Origin of the sequence: Paenibacillus bouchesdurhonensis (genome assembly GCF_900155685.1) — a bacterium.
Taxonomy (GTDB): domain Bacteria; phylum Bacillota; class Bacilli; order Paenibacillales; family Paenibacillaceae; genus Fontibacillus; species Fontibacillus bouchesdurhonensis.
The window spans coordinates 2,508,693-2,525,537 of record NZ_LT732548.1 but is presented as its reverse complement, the minus strand read 5'-3'; the positions used below and the strand labels follow the sequence as shown (position 1 = coordinate 2,525,537).

The window sequence follows — 16,845 nt, the reverse complement described above, 5'->3', positions numbered from 1 at the left end:
ATGATAATGCGTTTTACGCTTTCCATCCCATCGGCTCGGAGCCTTGAGCGGTTCCCAGTGAGCCAAACTTATTGTTCTCAATCGCTTTGATAATGTCATGCTCCAATTTTGCTTGATTCATGGCTGCACCGCTCCCCTATATTCGATGGATGTCTAATCGTAGAGTACCCATCTATAGAATGTCGAACCGCTCCCTGCCCGCTACATACTTGCGGAGTGCTTTAGGAATATAGATCGATCCGTCCTCGTCTTGATGATTTTCAAGAAGAGGGATAAGAATTCGCGGCGAGGCAACCGCCGTATTGTTCAATGTATGACAGTGCAGAGCAGCACCTCCATCACCGATACATCGTATATTTGCCCGGCGCGATTGGAAGCTGTGCAAATTGGAAGACGAATGGGTCTCCCCATAGCTGCCCGTGCTCGGCATCCAGGTTTCAATATCATACTGTTTGTATGTCCTCCCAGACATATCTCCAGTACAGACCGACATTACACGGTAAGGAAGCTCAAGAAGAGCAAGCAATTCCTCTGCATGGCTCGTGATCTCCTGCAACATTTTCTCCGACAAATCGGGATCGGGCTGACACAGCACAACCATCTCCACCTTAGCAAATTGATGCACACGATATAAGCCTTTCACGTCCCGGCCAGCAGAGCCTACCTCGCTGCGAAAGCAATTCGATGCGGAGACTAGCTTCAATGGCTCGCTTAGATCCAATAACTCACCTTCATAATAAGAAAGGAGTGGAACCTCCGATGTCCCTGCGAGCCACTTCCGCTCATCCTCAACATAAAAAGATTGATCCTGACCCGCAGGAAAATATCCGCTATGAACGAAAGGCTGCTCCTTAAGGAGCAAGGGAACCTCCATCGGAACAAAACCACGCTCTATTAACAAATCAAATGCAAGCTGCTGTACGGCTCGATGCAGCAATGCCCCCGTTCCCTTGAGATAATAGGTGCGGCTTCCGCCTGCCTTCACTCCCCTAGGAATGTCCAGCATATCATGCAGCCTTCCCAATTCCACATGATCTCTTGGCACAAAGCTCCACTCGGGAATATGTCCCACGCGCCTAATCTCAACATTATCTTCCTCCGAGCTTCCAATAGGTGTGTCCTCAGAAACGACATTCGGGGCGAGCAGAGTCAATCTATCCACCGTTTGAACCGCCTCCTCCAAACGTTTGGCCGATTCCTTCAACGCCCTGTTGACACCCTTTAATGCTGCCCTAAGCTCAGCAGCTTCAGCCTCTCTATCGGCAGCAAGCATTCCTTGCGCTTGTTCTGCTCCTTCATTCCGCTGCCTGCGAAGCTCCTCACATTCCAGCAGATGCCTTTTTCTCCGATCATCCCACTCCAAGAGCTCTCTGACCGAAAAATTAATCCGTTTATGATCCGCCGCTCTCTGAACCTCTTCTGCGTGAGCTCGAATCCATTTCACATCCAGCATACCGGCACCGTTCCTTTCCCCTAATGGGCTATTTAGTTAAATGTCCGACAAACACAAAGAGCGCCCTCATCCTTTGGGACGAGGAGCGCTCTGCTCGCGGTGCCACCCAATTTATTGGACGGCAGCAGCCGTCCAATCTCTTTGGTCCGCGGTAACGGGCGGTGCCGGTTAACTTAGAGGGCTTGTGCAGCATTTGCAGAAATTACAAGCTCCCTTGGCGAGAACGCCTCCGAGTTGGATTCTCTTCATCGGCATGTTCCGGATTTGAAATTATTCATCATAGTATATGACAATAGGTGGCCGTTTGACAAGACTGCTCTGTTACATGCTATGGTTCTGGCCCCATGGAGACTCGCTAATCCCCCACCAGAACAACACCACCATTACAGCGATAAAGATAAACAGCAATGTATTAAAAAAATATCTCGTCAGCTTCACTCGTTGGGATGGATATACCTCCCGCCTGGATGGCAGTTCCTCCGCTGTTAGCGTCGGCGCCGCTTCCTCAAGAACCTGCCGGCTGACCGGAATTACTTCGTAACTTTGCTGTTCCATTAGGGCGGCATCTGCCGCAGCATTCGTACTTCGGTCGGTGTAAAAGCCCGTCTCCCGATTTTGTTGTTTGCGTGTTAATTTCTTGCCTTTCAACGACTGGACTCTAGATTTAGCTTCGCTCGAAATTTGGTGCTCTGGCTGCTTCCGGGTAGCGTTCCCGGATCGATGTTGTTTGTCTTTCGGACTGCGGCGCTGACCATACCGCTCCATCCTGCTCAAGCGTTCACTCATTTTCCCCTCCGATATTTAATGACGAGTCCCGATATGAAATCGATCAGGAAGTGGCATACGATCGGTGCCCATAACGTACCCGCCTGTATATAAATATATCCCAGCGCATAGCTGCTTAGAAATACCCATCCAGTCGGTATCCAGTGCCTGAGATAACGAATATGGATCAGCGCAAAAATAATACTCGTCCAATACGGTCCAATTCCATGCTGGATCGCTCCGCGGAACAATAATTCTTCACAAATGGACACGATGACACAAATGAGGGCAATATGCCAAATCGGACGATTACGGAAAAGCATCTCGTTGATCCCACCGTCATCAAGGCTCTCCTCCTTCACGAACCGGGACAAAATGAAATCAAAACCGAACATCACCGCGGTCAGCCCGAAGCCCCACAATAGAAATTCATAGTTTTCCGGAAATCGGAGTACCGAGATTGGGTTTCGCTTCTGAAAAAATAGGACGATGATACCGATAAATAAAGTAAGTCCTTGAGTAATGTATAAATTAATCAATAATAAGCGCTCATTAAGTTGACCGGGATCGACTCTTTGAATTTTTATTTTGCCAAACTTATTTTTTCTCATAGTATTCGTCAAACCCTGTCCTTTATTATAGTTCTAAATACAAATACACTACCAGGCATTTTAAGTTTTCTTAGTGCTCTCGGACTCAAAAAATACTTGAAAGAGGAGCGTTTCTAACAATGCAAAAAAAATCTTATCGCTTCGAAATTTTATTTATGCTCGGGTTTCTATTCACATTGGTCGCTGCCTTCGGCACTTTCTTCCTGGGCTTTAAGATGGGAATTACTCAGACCGAGGCCAAGTATGCCCACCTGTCGAATCATACCGGGTTTGAAACAACGGCTTCCTATGAGCAGCAGGATCTGGTCGCCTATTACTATGTTGTGTTCCAACCTTACCAGCAGTTCAAGGATGAATATTTCAATCTTGTCGATCAACTGAGCCGCAGTGACTCCCGGTTAAAATCAATCGGTATTATGAAAGAGATCCGTGAAGCTGCCCGTAAACAGTATGACCAAATTCAATCGCAGTCGATTACCGTGTCTTCACCCTTGTTAAAAGATGCACAAACTGATGTTTTGAAAAGTCTGAAGCTCTTTGATGAAAGCGCCGGCCGAATCGAAATCGGCAGTAAAAACGGAACTGAGCTTGCTAAATCGCTAGCCAACGAAGAATTTACAAAAAGCGCTGAAAACTACGGACTGAAAGCCCAGCAAAAATACTATACATCGATGATGAAATGGGCCGCTAAGAGCAATCAGTCCATCCCTGCCGACTTTTCTTTCCAAGACAGCACAACTGTCAAGGAATGGACAAACTTTCCGCTGGCGGTAAAGAACAAAATTGTCAGCGATATGATGGCTAACAGCAATCTTTATGTATCTTACCTTCCGCAGGATATGACGGCTAAAATTGACCAGATGATCGATAGCGGCAAAGCGAGCTCCATGAAGCTTAATTCCATAACATCGATCGTCAAAGTTCTTATGGATACGGAAGCGGTGCAAGGAAAAGAATTCTTAAGATGGAAATCTACATACTATGCAACCGAGTTCATTCCTGAGCTCCCATTCTTCTCCGAGCAATAGGCTGCTGCCTGTTTTCATGGGGGGCGAGGTATTTCAACAACACTAAAATCATAACCAAAATACCAAGCTTATTCAAGGTTCCTCCGTCCCCTTGATTTACGGGTATTGACACTTTAGTTCAGGTCATGATACATTATGAAAAATTGCATTTGTAAAACACGATGAAGGAAACGAGTTGTCGCGAAGCTTACAGAGAGCCGGTGGTGCTGCAAACCGGTAGCGGAATGAGAACTCCAGCGATCCTGAGTAACTGTGCTGAACGAGAATAGTAGGCGCAGTCGGAGGAACTCCGTTATCAACATGTCCTTGTGACAACTGAGGCTGTATCTGCGAAGAAGCAGCGAATTAGGGTGGTACCACGAACAACTCTCGTCCCTTACTACGGAAGTAGTGTGCGGATTGAGAGTTTTTTTATGCTTTTGCGAGCTCTTTTGTAGGCGAATCTTCGTCCCTTCGAACGCCTGCGCTTCGCCTCTCTAACGCATTGGAACGGTATCGAGTCATAGTATTAGTAAGCGAATGCTTCCGAAGAGAGTTTTGTATCGATGACTTTCTGAAGAAGCAATGCTATATACAAAACTTAAGCGAATGCTTCCGAAGAGAGTTTTGTATCGAAGACTTTTCTGAAGAAGCAATGCTATATACAAAACTTTTAGGAGGAAAAGAAATCATGTACAAAGTACTAGTATCAGACCCAATCAGCGACCTAGGTATTCAACAGTTGATGGACGCAAGCGATGTTGTAGTAGAGAAAAAGACGGGACTATCGGAGGATGAGCTCATCCAAATCATTCCCGACTACGACGCTCTGCTTGTTCGCAGCCAAACGAAAGTTACTGAAAAAATCATGGAAGCCGCGACTAATCTGAAGGTCATCGGCCGCGCTGGCGTCGGTGTTGACAACATCAACCTGGACGCAGCGACCAAACGCGGTATTATCGTCATCAACGCTCCCGATGGCAACACGATTACGACTTGCGAGCATGCTTTTGCGATGATGATGGCTTTGGCTCGTCACATTCCACAAGCTTACAGCAAGACGATTCAAGGGATTTGGGATCGCAAATTCCTCGGCGTTGAGCTTCGCAACAAGAAGCTGGGCGTTCTCGGTATGGGTCGGATCGGCAGTGAAGTCGCAAAACGTGCAAAAGCATTCGGAATGGACATTCTGGGCTATGACCCGTTCATGACGGAGGATCGTGCTGAGAAGTTAGGCGTAAAGCTTTCCAGCGTTGATGATATCGTGCGGAACGCGGACTTCATCTCAATTCATACGCCGCTTACTCCTGAGACGAAGCATATGATCTCCCGCCCTCAATTCGAAATAATGAAGAAAGGAATGCGAATCATTAACTGCGCTCGCGGCGGTGTTGTCGATGAACAAGCTTTAATCGAGGCTATCGATCAAGAGATCGTCGCTGGAGCAGCCTTCGACGTATTCGAGCAGGAGCCACCGGCAGCGGATCATCCGTTCCTTCACAATCCAAAAATTATCGTTACTCCGCACTTGGGCGCTTCGACCGTAGAGGCTCAAGAAAACGTAGCAATCGACGTATCGGAGCAAGTTCTGCACATTCTGCGCAATGAGCCGTTCAAGAACGCGGTTAACATGCCGCCGGTCGCAGCCAGCGTTATGAACAAGCTGCAGCCGTTCTTCGAGCTTGGCGAGAAAATCGGCGCATTTGCTGCCCAATTGAACAACCAGGCTGTGCATGAAATCCATGTCGAATACGCCGGCGATTTGGCAGAGGTAGATACTCAGCCGCTAACGCGCTACATTATCAAAGGTGTGTTATCGCGCCATTTCGGCAATGACGTGAACATTGTCAACTCGGTGCACCTGGCCAAAGTACGCGACATTAATGTGGTTGTATCTCAATCCTCGGCTAGTAAAGGCTTTACGAACCGAATCAGCGTTACGCTGAAAACACAAGACGGCCAGGATCGCCGCATTGCAGGCACTTTACTGAAAGAGTATGGCGCGCGGATCGTACGGATCGACAAGTTCCCGGTAGATATCGCACCGGAAGGCAACTTGATCTTTATCTCTCATAATGATAAGCCAGGCATTGTCGGAAGCGTAGGCACATTGCTCGGCGAAAATGACGTAAACATTGCTTCGATGCAAGTTGGACGCAAAATTATTGGCGGCGAGGCAATTATGGTGCTGACCGTAGATAAGACGGTTTCCAAGGAAGTGCTTGATGAATTGACAAGCGTTCAGGAGTTGAACCGCGCCCAGCAAATCGTATTTGGTTAATAAGACGAATTCATAGAAGTAGGGCTGCTTCAGGCGTACGTGTGATCACTACGCCCTGAAGCAGCCTTTTTTTGTTTGTCTCACGAGTTGATGTTCCACGATGAACAAGATTAATCTTCCGAAATCAACAAAAAACATCCTTACGATTAAGGATGTTTTACGTTTATTGTATCTTTTCGACAGGAAGAACGATACGGAAATTCGTTCCTTTGCCTACTCCGCTGTGAACCTGGATCGTGCCGTGATGCGCATCGATAATATTTTTAACGATGGCTAAGCCTAGACCCGTTCCAGCTGCTGTACCGCGAACTCGCGCTTTATCTGCTTTGTAAAACCGTTCAAACACAAACGGCAAATCCTCCGTCGGAATGCCTGAGCCTTCATCTTGGACTGAAATATGCAATTCCTGCCCCTGCTTGCCTTGCTGGGTATCCGCAACGATATATACGCTCCGTCCTTCTGGCGTATGCCGAAAGGCGTTGTCCAGCAAATTGGTCAGCACCTGCTCCAGCCGATCCTCATTCGCAGCCTCAGCAACCATCGAAGCAGTACTCATCTCTAATTCCAGATGAACATTGTGCTCTTTTGCCCGTACGGCGAATTTTCGGTAAACCCGCTCGATGAGCTCCTTCACGTCAACCTGATGCATCGCAATATCGGTATGTCCCGCTTCCATCCGGGCCAGATCGAGCAAGTCGCGCACCAAGCGCCCCATGCGCAGCGATTCATCATGGATAACCTGTACCAGTTCCTGGCTCTCTTCCGGAGAGGCAGCCATTCCGTCCAGCAAGGCCTCGCTATATCCTTGCATCATTGACAGCGGAGTCCGAATTTCATGCGATACATTGGCAACGAAATCCCGCCGCATTTTCTCCAAACGAACCTCTTCAGTCACATCCCGCAGGACAGCTACCGCTCCTCTAACCTCGCCATCCGAGGAGAGCGGCGCCATATGCACCGACCACACACTCTGCTTGACGTGGATATTGGCGCTCTGGTCGCCTTCCTGGTCGAGTACTTTCCGAAACATCGGGAGTAGAGGTTTAGGAATAATAATCGACCGTTCACCTTGAATATTGAATTGGAGAGCATCATTCTCTTCATCCGGCAAATCGCCCCACAATTGCATAAGCTGATCGCCTGGAGGGTTGGTCAGAATGACGGCTCCCCCCCAATCCAATGTAATGACCGCATCATTCATGCTTCTTAAAACGCTAGACAGGTGTTCCTTCTCATGGTTTAAGCTGCGGATGGTATTCTCTAGTTCCTCAGCCATATGATTAAACGTATTCGCTAGTTCACCGATTTCATCGCTCGTTTGCAGGGAGAGCCGAGTATCGTATTTCCCCTTCCGAATCGAATCCGCAGCGCCGATCAGCTGCTGCATCGGCTGCGTAATCTTCGTAAAGAGAAACAAGGCAAAGAACGTCGTTAGCGAGAAGCCGATAATGGCCACGATGACAAACAGCTTCTTAACCGCAACAGGATCGGTGAAATTTGTATCGATATACGGCAATAGAAACAATCCCATGCTCATTAACACAAAGGCCACGAGACCGATGATCGTAATCCACAGTTTACCTACAAGCGTTCTCCAGAAGCTCACTTATTTCGCGACCTCCAGCTTATAGCCGACTCCCCAAACGGTAGTGATCATGGCAGCCGATTCTGGCGATACCTTGTTCAGCTTCTCGCGAAGTCGCTTGACATGAGTATCCACCGTTCGTAAATCGCCGAAGAATTCGTAATTCCATACGTCCTTCAGCAATTCCTCGCGCGAGAACACCTTGTCAGGAGAAATTGCCAAGTAATGAAGCAGCTCGTACTCCTTTGGCGTAAGGCTAACCTCTTGCCCGCTTGCAGTAACCCGGTGAGCATCATGCTCGATAATAAGATGCGGGAACACAATATTGTTGCTGGTTCCGCTCTCTTTCGTCAAATATGCTGTAGCCGAAGCCCGCCGCATGATCGCTTTGACGCGATATATCACCTCACGGGGACTAAATGGCTTGACGACATAGTCATCTGCCCCCACTTCAAATCCCTGTACCCTGTTAATCTCTTCTCCCTTAGCCGTGAGCATCAGCACCGGTGTCGATTTAATCTGCCGTAGACGGCTGCATACTTCAACTCCGTCGATTCCAGGCAGCATGACGTCGAGCAGGATTAACCCATAATCATTGGAGGTTGCTTTCTTGAGAGCGGTCTCACCATCTTCCGCTTCATCGATTTCATAACCTTCCTTTTCCAAGTACATTTTGAGCAGACGGCGAATACGTTCTTCATCATCCACTACGAGAATGCGGTTTTCTTGATCTGACATGAACAACAACCCCTTCATCATCTTCCCATTCGCTTGAGCGCTAGTAATGGTTACATTATATCATTAGTCCGTGCCCGCGTAAGAATGCAAGCCGGCGATGATCAGATTGACGCCTACGAGCGTGAACATGACAACTAGAAATCCTAGTACGGCAAGCCACGAGGCTTTGCGGCCATGGAATCCTCGGGATAACCGAAGATGGAGATATACACTGTAGAATAACCAGGTAATAAGCGCCCATACTTCTTTGGGATCCCAGCCCCAAAATCGGCCCCAAGCCTGCTGAGCCCAAATCATCGCAAATACAAGGGCACCGAGCGTAAACACCGGAAACCCAATCGCGATCGCCCGATAACTGATTTCATCCAGATCATCAGCGTCAATGCCCTTCAGAGCCGGAGCAAGCGCTTCGCTTAACGGCTTACGTATAATAAGTCTCAAAAGACCGTATAGAACAGTTCCGGTAATGAACGCCCATACAATCGTATTGGATTTGCGGCCTGCATTCACGCCTTTGAACCAGGACGGAACCTCAATTAATGGCTTGCTCATACCAAGGAAAGAGTCTGCGCTTTCCAATTGACTGCCATGGGGCGCCACGATCGGCGGTAAATTATAGATCTCTTTAACTACTTTGACCTGCTCGCTATCATTGCTCTGAGCAGCGTTAGATGTAAACACCGCTTCATATCCTGAGGCACGGAATGCAAAAACGGAAACAATAAAGCCCACTACTATAATAATAGAATAAAACGTAATTTCAAGCCATAGTTTCTGTCGACGCGCCGATTTATCGGTGCCTTTGAAATCGATCGTACGCAGGAGACACATTAGCCCCGCGGCAAATCCGACAGCAAAGAAGGCGTCACCGGCTGCGGCAAGCGTTACGTGAATATACAGCCAGATCGAATTCAAGGAAGGAATCAGCGGCTGCACGTCCTTCGGGAATACCGCCGCATACGCCATGACGACGATTGCCAACGGCGTGGCGAATAGACCGAGCAAGGCTTTGCGATAAATCAAATATAAAATCGTAAATGCCAATACGATCATTAAGGAAAGGAAGGTCATGAATTCATACATATTACTGACGGGAATATGCCCTGACCAAGCCCATCTCGTAAAAACATAAACTAAATGAGTGATTAAACCCAATGTTGAAGCGACAAACGAAATTCTCCCCCATTTGCGCTCATGAAGTTGCGGGTCACGATTTTTCCACGTTTTCCCCGTGATTGTCACCACATAGAAACAAAATGCCACACAATAGAGCAAAAAAGCAATGACAAATGCCTGTTTACTAATCTCTAATAAATTCATGACCGGTTTCCTCCGTTATCCAAAGACTTCTCATCCACTTCAATCCCCATATTTTTCAAGAACATGGACACTTCACGCCTCATACTGAACCAATTCTTGGTCGTGTGTCCACCTAAGGTCAGGACACCGTCATCAACACGCAGCCATATTCTTCGGTGCTGCCAATAGAAGCCCATAATAAGCCCGAGCATGACGATTCCAAGACCTGCCCATACGAACGGCATGGCACGGTCGATGCGAACATTCAAATAACTTTTAAACCTTATAAAATCGACATCTTCCATAGCCACCACATCGAGCACAAGCTTCTCATTCACTCCGCCAAGCGCTTCATTCAGCTTATCTTGTTCGAAGAACTCCTGTTGTTCAAAGAAAGGGAAGTAAAAATATTGTCCTCCGTCCTCAGGCAAGCCCGGCCCTGTAATCGTAAACAAAAAGGCAGGTGCCTTAGGTTCCCCCGATTGGCTGATTGGTCTTTTTTTGTCGTCCAGGCCAAAGTCCAAATACTTATCCTTTAGCTTAAGCTTGTATGGCCCAACCTCAAATTCGGTTTGGGGATCTTTCATGCTGAGCTTGATTTTTCCGTAGTGCTCTCCGGTCTGTTTATCGATGAGCGTCGCCTGAACCGCACGAAGCAGCATCACTTCTTCAAAATCAAATTGATACGCTTGGAAGCCTTTGTAATTCAACGGATCATTTACACGGATATTATGCCGGTCTACCTCTTCAAGGGCCGGTTCCTTCAATGGGTCGTTGCAATTGTCGATGCATTGATAAAGAACCGCTTGCGTTTCGAACAGCTTAGGTACGATTTTGCCCGTTTGCTTGAATTCCTCGGACATTTCGTCCTCCTGATAAAACTCTACCGTGAACTTCTCATTTTTCAAGTAATAAGGCGTGTCTGGAATAGGCGTGATTTCCCCTTCAGGAAACCAGTAATGTTTATCCATATGAAGTCCGGGCAGACCGCGGAATAGTACGGCAAGCAAAAACACTATCAATCCGATATGGATAACGTACGGCCCCCAGCGGCTGAAACGCTGCTTCTCCGCAAGCAGCGCCCCACCCTCGGTATGAACGCGATAGCCCTTCTTCTTCAATGGGGCGACAGCCTTCTGAACCCAGGCATCGCCATTCTCAGATACAGGCCCTTGATAAACGACTCTTTGCCGGGTCAAAAATTGCATATGCTTGCGTATTTTCTGTTTGGATAGCGCTCTGTATAGCGGCAGCACTCGATCGAGACTGCAAATGACGAGCGATGCACCGATCATGACGAGCAGCAGAATGAACCACCAGGAATTATACGTGTCGGATAGCCCGAGCCTGTAGTAAATTTCTCCGATGGTTCCATATTTCCGTTTGTAGTAGTCTTCGGGATCGATTTGTACAAACATCGTTTCCTGAGTAAAAATGGTTCCCAGCATAGCCCCGATTAATGTAATGGTGATCAGATATACCGCTACCTTAACCGAAGAAAAGAAATTCCAAACTTTATCAATAAAATTTGGATTTGCCCGCTGGGAGCGGCGAGCTACTCCATCGTAGCGCATTTCCAGCAATTCGCTGGATTTGTGGCCCTTCTCTTCATTCTGCGGTTTGCCGCAAGCTTCGCAGAGCACCGTTCCGACAGGATTCTGATGCCCGCATTCACATTTCGTATTTTTAATCAAGGTCTTGTCCTCCTATTCTCATCGGGATCTCACCAACTGGTCAATTTGTTGGTTAAGCGTCTTCAAATCCAGCTCACCCTGAATGATGGAGGTAATCTTTCCTTTCTTATTCACAAAAAAAGTAGTCGGCATCGGCACTACCCCATACTTGCCGACAATTTCATTTTGCTTATCGAATAATATGGGGAAATCGACCCCGGTCTGCTTCACGAAATTGGATACGGTTATATCGTCCTCACCGGTATTAATCCCAAGGATGACCACGCCTTGATCCTGCCATTTCTCCCATTGCGTCTGTAAAGCGGGCATTTCACTCACGCAGAACTTACACCAGGTAGCCCAGAAGTTGATCACCAGCGACTTGCCCTGATATTTATCCAGATTATGTACCTGCCCGTCTAAACCGCGCAAATTAAAGTCAGGAGGGCTGTCGCCTACCTTAGGTCTAATATTCTCGCCGCCTCCAAATACAGCTGTGCCTACCGCATAGCCGCCTAAGATGACAATGAGCATCAATATAACAATTTGTATCGGACGTCTCGCCCTACCCATTATCAACACCCCTTCTATGACAAATCTCATATTATATGAACAAAAAGTGAATATCCTATGAACATTATAACGAAATATGTCATAGATTCAGTAGGGGTAAATATGAACTTTATGTGACCTTCTAGTGTTTTCTTGGTTTACCTGCATTACGTGCTTGTTTAAATAAGCCTTCAACCTCTTCTTTGCTCAAATGGCGGTAAATTCCTCTTTTTAAATTATCGAGATACACATCGCCAAAAGAAATCCTCTTCAGCTTCGTGACTGGATGCTGAATCGCTTCAAACATCCGCCGAACCTGGCGGTTACGCCCTTCGTGAATCGTAATGCTGATCACCGACTGCTTGCCCTCGGGATCCACATCGTAATATTCAACCTCGGCTGGAGAAGTCATCCCATCCTCCAGCATAATGCCCTGCTTCAGCTTGTCCAGTTCTGTTCCATGCGGCACTCCTTTTACCGTTGCCAAGTAGGTCTTGGGAACATGATGTTTCGGATGCGTCAGCAGGTGGGCAAAATCGCCGTCGTTCGTTAATAACAGCAAGCCCTCTGTATCATAATCCAGGCGGCCCACTGGATACAGCCGCTCAGAAATACCTTTCAAATAGTCGGTGACAATTTTTCTTCCCTGCGGATCGGATGCGCTTGTTATGACACCCTTAGGTTTGTTGAGCATAATGTAAATCTTCTTCTCCGCACCGATCGTTTTCCCGTTTACGGTAATAACGTCAACTGCCGGATCGGCCTTGGTTCCGAGCGTAGTTACCGTTTCGCCGTTCACTTGCACCTGACCATTCAAAATCAATTCCTCGCATTTGCGACGCGATGCCACACCGGCACCTGCTAATATCTTTTGTAATCTTTCCATTGTCTAATAGTCACCTCATAAACATGATACCTATATGAAAGAAAAATCACAATAGGACAGGTCAGCCGATAAAAATAAAGAGCCGTTCGAGCTGTTTATGAACAGTCGAAACGGCATCCTCAGCCAAAAATCAATAAACATACCATGATTGCTGCCACAAATCCAACGACATCCGAGAAAAGCCCCACCTTCAGAGCATAGCGGCCGTTGCGAATTCCGACAGCCCCGAAATAGACCGTGAGGACGTATAGCGTCGTATCCGTGCTGCCTTGTACCGTAGAAGCTATCCGACCTATCATCGAATCGGGCCCGTACGTCTTGATCAGATCGGTAGTAAAGGCCAGTGAGCCTGTTCCTGTCAGCGGCCGCAGAATCCCCAGAGGCAAAATTTCGGCAGGAACATGCAGTTTCTCCAGGAACGGCGCCATCCAGCCTACAAAGAATTCCAACGCTCCAGATGCCCGGAACACGCTAATCGCTACCATCATGCCCACTAAATGTGGAATAATGCCAACGGCAGTAGAAAAGCCGTCCTTCGCTCCATCTACAAACGATTCATACACCGGAACCTTCTTCATAAAAGCGTATAATGGAATAAACGCAATCATTACAGGCACAGCCCAGGCTGAAACGATATTAATCCAACCTAGCAAGGACGATCACCTCTTCAAAGTTAATGGGGAAGCAGGCGCAGGCGGATTCGGAGTGCGGCGAAAAGTTCTGTTGCGATACCAGCGATCGGCAATGATCGCTGCCGTCGTTGCAATCGCGGTGGCTAACAAAGTAGAGCCGACAATCTCAGCTGCGTTGGCAGAGCCAAAGTTAAGCCGAATCGCGATCAATGTCGTCGGAATCAAGGTGATGCTGGCCGTATTCAAGGCCAACAGCGTACACATTGCTGCCGAAGCAGTCTCCTTGTCCGGATTGAGGTTCTGCAGCTCCTGCATTGCTTTTATCCCCATCGGTGTCGCAGCATTTCCCAAGCCAAGCAGGTTGGCGCTCATGTTCGAAAGAATATACCCCATCGCCGGATGCTCTTTTGGTACGTCCGGGAACAAATAGGTTACGACAGGGCCAAGCAGCTTGGATATCGCTTTGACAAGTCCGGCATCCTCGGCCATACGCATCATGCCCATCCAGAAGACAAGGACGCTGATCAGGCCGAAGCACACAGTTACCCCGGTGGCTGCCCCCTCGAAAGCGGCCTGTGTGACGAGATTAATGTCTCCTTTTATTGCTGCAAAGGCAAAGCCAACTACGATAAGCCCTAACCAAATTTTGTTGACCACACGATCATCCCCTCTCCCATAGGGTATAGCTAATCTAATCTACGAAAAAAAGTGATTTAATGACTGCAGTAAACGTATTCCCTATGCTGCCTCCGGCAAGTGCAAGCCTGGATGCCGGTTGTTTGCCTCTCGCCAAATCTGGCAGGGGAATGAAACTGCCTTTCTTATATATAGGAACCTGCCCGATCTCATGACCATCTAATGAGATTTTGATCTGCCCGCGATATCCAAAGTCGTTAGCTCGAGCGTTTTGAAGAAATAGCTTTCGCTGTATTCTTTCATGCTCTCCACTCGCTAGGGCATAGCTAAAGCCAGACCCAGTTATAAACCCGTCCTGAACAGGCTGCCCGGCCTCGATGATCTCCCTCAGCGGATAATGGGCAAATCCGAAATCGAGCAGCTTCTGATGATCATTCCAATCGTCTCCATCGTCGAGTGTAACGACAGCTAACTGCTGTCCGGCACGGCTTGCCGAACTCACAAGACAGCGTCGCGCGATTTTAGTGTATCCCGTTTTGACACCATCTGCTCCCTCATAGAACCGCAGCATTTTATTTTTGTTATCCCATTTATAATCCCAAGGATTATTTGGGTTAGGAGCTTTCTTGATTGGCGTTTTAACAATTTCCTTGAACACCGGATTCTGAAGGCTATAGGCGGTAATGACCGCCAGATCATTCGCCGAGGAATAATGGCCTTTGGCGTCAAGGCCATGGGGATTTTGAAACTGAGTATGCTTGAGGCCAAGCATCTTTACCTTTTCATTCATCAAGTGGACAAAGCCTTCTTCTGACCCGCCGACATGCTCGGCAATCGCTGTAGCGGCATCGTTGCCTGATCGAAGCATAAGACCATACAGCATGTTCTCCAAGGTCATCTCTTCCCCGAGCTCCAAATAAATAGAAGAGCCTTCCTTACGATAAGCATTTTTGGAGACGGTCACTCTTTCATCCAACTTGCCCTGCTCGATCGCGACGATCGCTGTCATGATCTTAGTTAAGCTGGCCACTGGCATTTCAGCGTCCCCATGATGGCTGTACAGAATGCGGCCCGACTTTACATCAATTAGGGAAGCCGCCTGCGCATTCGTTCTCGGTGGACGTGGTTCATTGTTTTCTACTGCTCCAGCGAGGGTGCCTGCGGTCAGCAGCAGCGTTATTACCATCATTACTGTAAGGCTAAAGGGAAATATCGACTGTTTTGTCATCGTGTAACTCCTCCGGTATGTGGCGCTAATACTTGTACACTATATGCGGGAACTGAGGGGAGTATGTCCACTTATCCCGGCAAAAAAAGACCCCTCCCGAAATGGCGGAAAGGATCGGTCAACCTAATCGGCTTGTCTAGCGCTGTTTAGCTGTAAGTATTCCCATTATTTTGATTATTGAGGGGAATACCTTGAATCGAAGCTGTCTGCGACGTTCCCGTACTATTAGGAATCATGGATTGGATTTTATCCATCACGTAAGGAACAGCATCAATCATTTTCTCAAACAGATGGGTTTGATTATCGAGCGGAACGATATGCACACCCTGCTGGCCCACGACGAGAAAGGCAATCGGATTAATCGACACGCCTCCCCCGCTGCCTCCGCCAAAAGGACGCGCTTTATCTGATGTACTTGAGGTGCCGCCATTTTCATCCACGTTAAAATCACTGCCTCCCGCAGCAAATCCGAAGCCCACGCGGCTTATCGGCATGATGACGCTGCCGTCCGGGGTTTCCACAGGCTCGCCGACGATCGTATTGACATCAACCATATCCTTGATGTTTTCCATAGCCGTTTGCATTAACCCTTGGATCGGATGATCGGACATGATTACTCCTCCTCTTCAAACTAAATAATAAGAACTACCTTCACTCCTACAGTTTGCTCAGCCCGGAAGGGGAATATGCGCGGTATAAAGAACAAAAAGGAGCACGCTGATCTTTCTAAAGATCACGAGCTCCCCTTCTTCTGCCCTTTGGCGGCGATGCTAAGCCATTTTTTGAATCCGCCTTTAACTTTTAATACGCGAACCATAAGCACGAATCCCGCATACAGCGCGGGTCCGCAGCGCATTTCTCCATTCAACTCCATTTCGGTTGCAAATAACGGCGGCTTGCCAAAAACCGGCACAACGAACAGCCTCGGTCTTTGCTTTAAACGTATGTAGCATGACAGCCAACCAATGAAGGTTGTTTTTACGCCCCACAAGGCCCCCGATAAAGTTGCCGTATAGGCTGCATCCGATAAAGCCACATTTGTAGACCAATCCAGCTTATTGAAGGAAATATGCTTCAACGTACTTGTCATCCACTTCTTAAGTCCCTTGGTTGCTCGCAGCAAATCATAAAATTGCTCTGACCATATGCGAACTTTATCCTTATTGACATCCTGCTCGCTGCTCGACGTCCGACCTGACAATAGGTTATTCGCGCTCTGCTGCTCCACTTTAAAACCTTCTTTCATATTTTTGAATATGATGGAAGGAATTTCGTAGCGAAGCCGAGCCAACCCGTAGAGCATCGTCACCTCAAGCTGAACTGTTTCGTGCTGATCTACTTTACGGGCAACCAAGTGGAACTTGATCGGAGATAACAAGATAATGACAACAGCGATGAGTACAAGTAACAGGATCAGGATGACTCCGAGCCAAATCCACACAGGAAAGCCCTCCATACCAATTCAAATGAACATCTTGAAATAGTATGGCTTCAAAAAA

At 47.7% G+C, this 16,845-nt stretch carries 16 protein-coding genes and 1 other annotated feature; of the genes, 2 read left to right on the top strand and 14 right to left on the bottom strand.

What is annotated here, in order from left to right:
- Positions 1-172: 172 nt before the first annotated feature.
- The 3 genes from serS to CZ379_RS15620 all read right to left on the bottom strand — a co-directional run bounded on the left by serS (position 173) and on the right by CZ379_RS15620 (position 2,829).
- A complete protein-coding gene (serS, locus tag CZ379_RS15630; protein WP_110932465.1) occupies positions 173-1,453 on the bottom strand; it encodes a serine--tRNA ligase in 1,281 nt (426 codons plus the stop codon).
- A gap of 321 nt (positions 1,454-1,774) precedes the next feature.
- Positions 1,775-2,239 (bottom strand): hypothetical protein, encoded by a 465-nt coding sequence (locus tag CZ379_RS15625; protein WP_110932464.1) that lies wholly within the window; start codon positions 2,237-2,239, stop codon positions 1,775-1,777.
- Positions 2,236-2,829 carry a CPBP family intramembrane glutamic endopeptidase gene (locus CZ379_RS15620; protein WP_110932463.1) on the bottom strand — a complete coding sequence of 198 codons (594 nt, stop codon included), beginning with the start codon at positions 2,827-2,829 and terminating at the stop codon, positions 2,236-2,238. The genes CZ379_RS15625 and CZ379_RS15620 overlap by 4 nt, the downstream gene beginning before the upstream one ends.
- A gap of 119 nt (positions 2,830-2,948) precedes the next feature.
- Here CZ379_RS15620 and CZ379_RS15615 point away from each other — a divergent pair, with 119 nt between their 5' ends.
- A complete protein-coding gene (locus CZ379_RS15615) occupies positions 2,949-3,857 on the top strand; it encodes a hypothetical protein (protein ID WP_110932462.1) in 909 nt (302 codons plus the stop codon).
- A 152-nt stretch (positions 3,858-4,009) separates the two neighbouring features.
- Positions 4,010-4,237: a binding site (T-box leader), on the top strand.
- Between the two features lie 290 nt (positions 4,238-4,527).
- Positions 4,528-6,117 carry a phosphoglycerate dehydrogenase gene (gene serA, locus CZ379_RS15610; RefSeq protein ID WP_110932461.1) on the top strand — a complete coding sequence of 530 codons (1,590 nt, stop codon included), beginning with the start codon at positions 4,528-4,530 and terminating at the stop codon, positions 6,115-6,117.
- A gap of 163 nt (positions 6,118-6,280) precedes the next feature.
- Here the strand turns inward: serA and CZ379_RS15605 are convergent, their stop codons facing one another.
- From CZ379_RS15605 to CZ379_RS15555, 11 genes are all read right to left on the bottom strand, one after another.
- The gene (locus tag CZ379_RS15605; RefSeq protein WP_110932460.1) at positions 6,281-7,723 is read right to left on the bottom strand and encodes an ATP-binding protein; all 1,443 of its coding nucleotides are present in this window, start codon (positions 7,721-7,723) and stop codon (positions 6,281-6,283) included.
- A complete protein-coding gene (locus CZ379_RS15600; RefSeq protein WP_110932459.1) occupies positions 7,724-8,440 on the bottom strand; it encodes a response regulator transcription factor in 717 nt (238 codons plus the stop codon).
- Positions 8,441-8,503: 63 nt separating this feature from the next.
- Positions 8,504-9,760, bottom strand: coding sequence for a c-type cytochrome biogenesis protein CcsB (gene ccsB / locus CZ379_RS15595; RefSeq protein ID WP_110932458.1), 1,257 nt, complete (start codon positions 9,758-9,760; stop codon positions 8,504-8,506).
- Positions 9,757-11,433, bottom strand: a complete 1,677-nt coding sequence (gene resB, locus CZ379_RS15590; RefSeq protein ID WP_110932457.1) for a cytochrome c biogenesis protein ResB — start codon at positions 11,431-11,433, stop codon at positions 9,757-9,759. The genes ccsB and resB overlap by 4 nt, the downstream gene beginning before the upstream one ends.
- 18 nt (positions 11,434-11,451) lie before the next feature.
- Positions 11,452-11,985: a redoxin domain-containing protein gene (locus tag CZ379_RS15585; protein ID WP_110932456.1), complete on the bottom strand. Its 534-nt coding sequence runs from the start codon at positions 11,983-11,985 to the stop codon at positions 11,452-11,454.
- Between the two features lie 121 nt (positions 11,986-12,106).
- Positions 12,107-12,850 carry a pseudouridine synthase gene (locus CZ379_RS15580; RefSeq protein ID WP_110932455.1) on the bottom strand — a complete coding sequence of 248 codons (744 nt, stop codon included), beginning with the start codon at positions 12,848-12,850 and terminating at the stop codon, positions 12,107-12,109.
- 119 nt (positions 12,851-12,969) lie between these two features.
- A complete protein-coding gene (locus tag CZ379_RS15575) occupies positions 12,970-13,503 on the bottom strand; it encodes a spore maturation protein (RefSeq protein WP_110932454.1) in 534 nt (177 codons plus the stop codon).
- A gap of 6 nt (positions 13,504-13,509) precedes the next feature.
- The gene (locus CZ379_RS15570; RefSeq protein WP_110932453.1) at positions 13,510-14,139 is read right to left on the bottom strand and encodes a nucleoside recognition domain-containing protein; all 630 of its coding nucleotides are present in this window, start codon (positions 14,137-14,139) and stop codon (positions 13,510-13,512) included.
- Between the two features lie 34 nt (positions 14,140-14,173).
- Complete coding sequence (locus CZ379_RS15565; RefSeq protein ID WP_110932452.1) at positions 14,174-15,346, bottom strand: D-alanyl-D-alanine carboxypeptidase family protein; 1,173 nt, start codon at positions 15,344-15,346, stop codon at positions 14,174-14,176.
- A gap of 146 nt (positions 15,347-15,492) precedes the next feature.
- A complete protein-coding gene (gene ytfJ / locus CZ379_RS15560) occupies positions 15,493-15,957 on the bottom strand; it encodes a GerW family sporulation protein (RefSeq protein ID WP_110932451.1) in 465 nt (154 codons plus the stop codon).
- Positions 15,958-16,079: 122 nt separating this feature from the next.
- Positions 16,080-16,787, bottom strand: coding sequence for a DUF2953 domain-containing protein (locus tag CZ379_RS15555; RefSeq protein WP_110932450.1), 708 nt, complete (start codon positions 16,785-16,787; stop codon positions 16,080-16,082).
- Positions 16,788-16,845 lie beyond the last annotated feature (58 nt).

Bases quoted from the DNA above. Each gene is read 5' to 3' on its own strand.
- serS (WP_110932465.1), bottom strand. From the start codon at position 1,453: ATGCTGGATGTGAAATGGATTCGAGCTCACGCAGAAGAGGTTCAGAGA.
- CZ379_RS15625 (WP_110932464.1), bottom strand. From the start codon at position 2,239: ATGAGTGAACGCTTGAGCAGGATGGAGCGGTATGGTCAGCGCCGCAGT.
- CZ379_RS15620 (WP_110932463.1), bottom strand. From the start codon at position 2,829: ATGAGAAAAAATAAGTTTGGCAAAATAAAAATTCAAAGAGTCGATCCC.
- CZ379_RS15615 (WP_110932462.1), top strand. From the start codon at position 2,949: ATGCAAAAAAAATCTTATCGCTTCGAAATTTTATTTATGCTCGGGTTT.
- serA (WP_110932461.1), top strand. From the start codon at position 4,528: ATGTACAAAGTACTAGTATCAGACCCAATCAGCGACCTAGGTATTCAA.
- CZ379_RS15600 (WP_110932459.1), bottom strand. From the start codon at position 8,440: ATGTCAGATCAAGAAAACCGCATTCTCGTAGTGGATGATGAAGAACGT.
- ccsB (WP_110932458.1), bottom strand. From the start codon at position 9,760: ATGAATTTATTAGAGATTAGTAAACAGGCATTTGTCATTGCTTTTTTG.
- CZ379_RS15585 (WP_110932456.1), bottom strand. From the start codon at position 11,985: ATGGGTAGGGCGAGACGTCCGATACAAATTGTTATATTGATGCTCATT.
- CZ379_RS15580 (WP_110932455.1), bottom strand. From the start codon at position 12,850: ATGGAAAGATTACAAAAGATATTAGCAGGTGCCGGTGTGGCATCGCGT.
- CZ379_RS15565 (WP_110932452.1), bottom strand. From the start codon at position 15,346: ATGACAAAACAGTCGATATTTCCCTTTAGCCTTACAGTAATGATGGTA.
- ytfJ (WP_110932451.1), bottom strand. From the start codon at position 15,957: ATGTCCGATCATCCGATCCAAGGGTTAATGCAAACGGCTATGGAAAAC.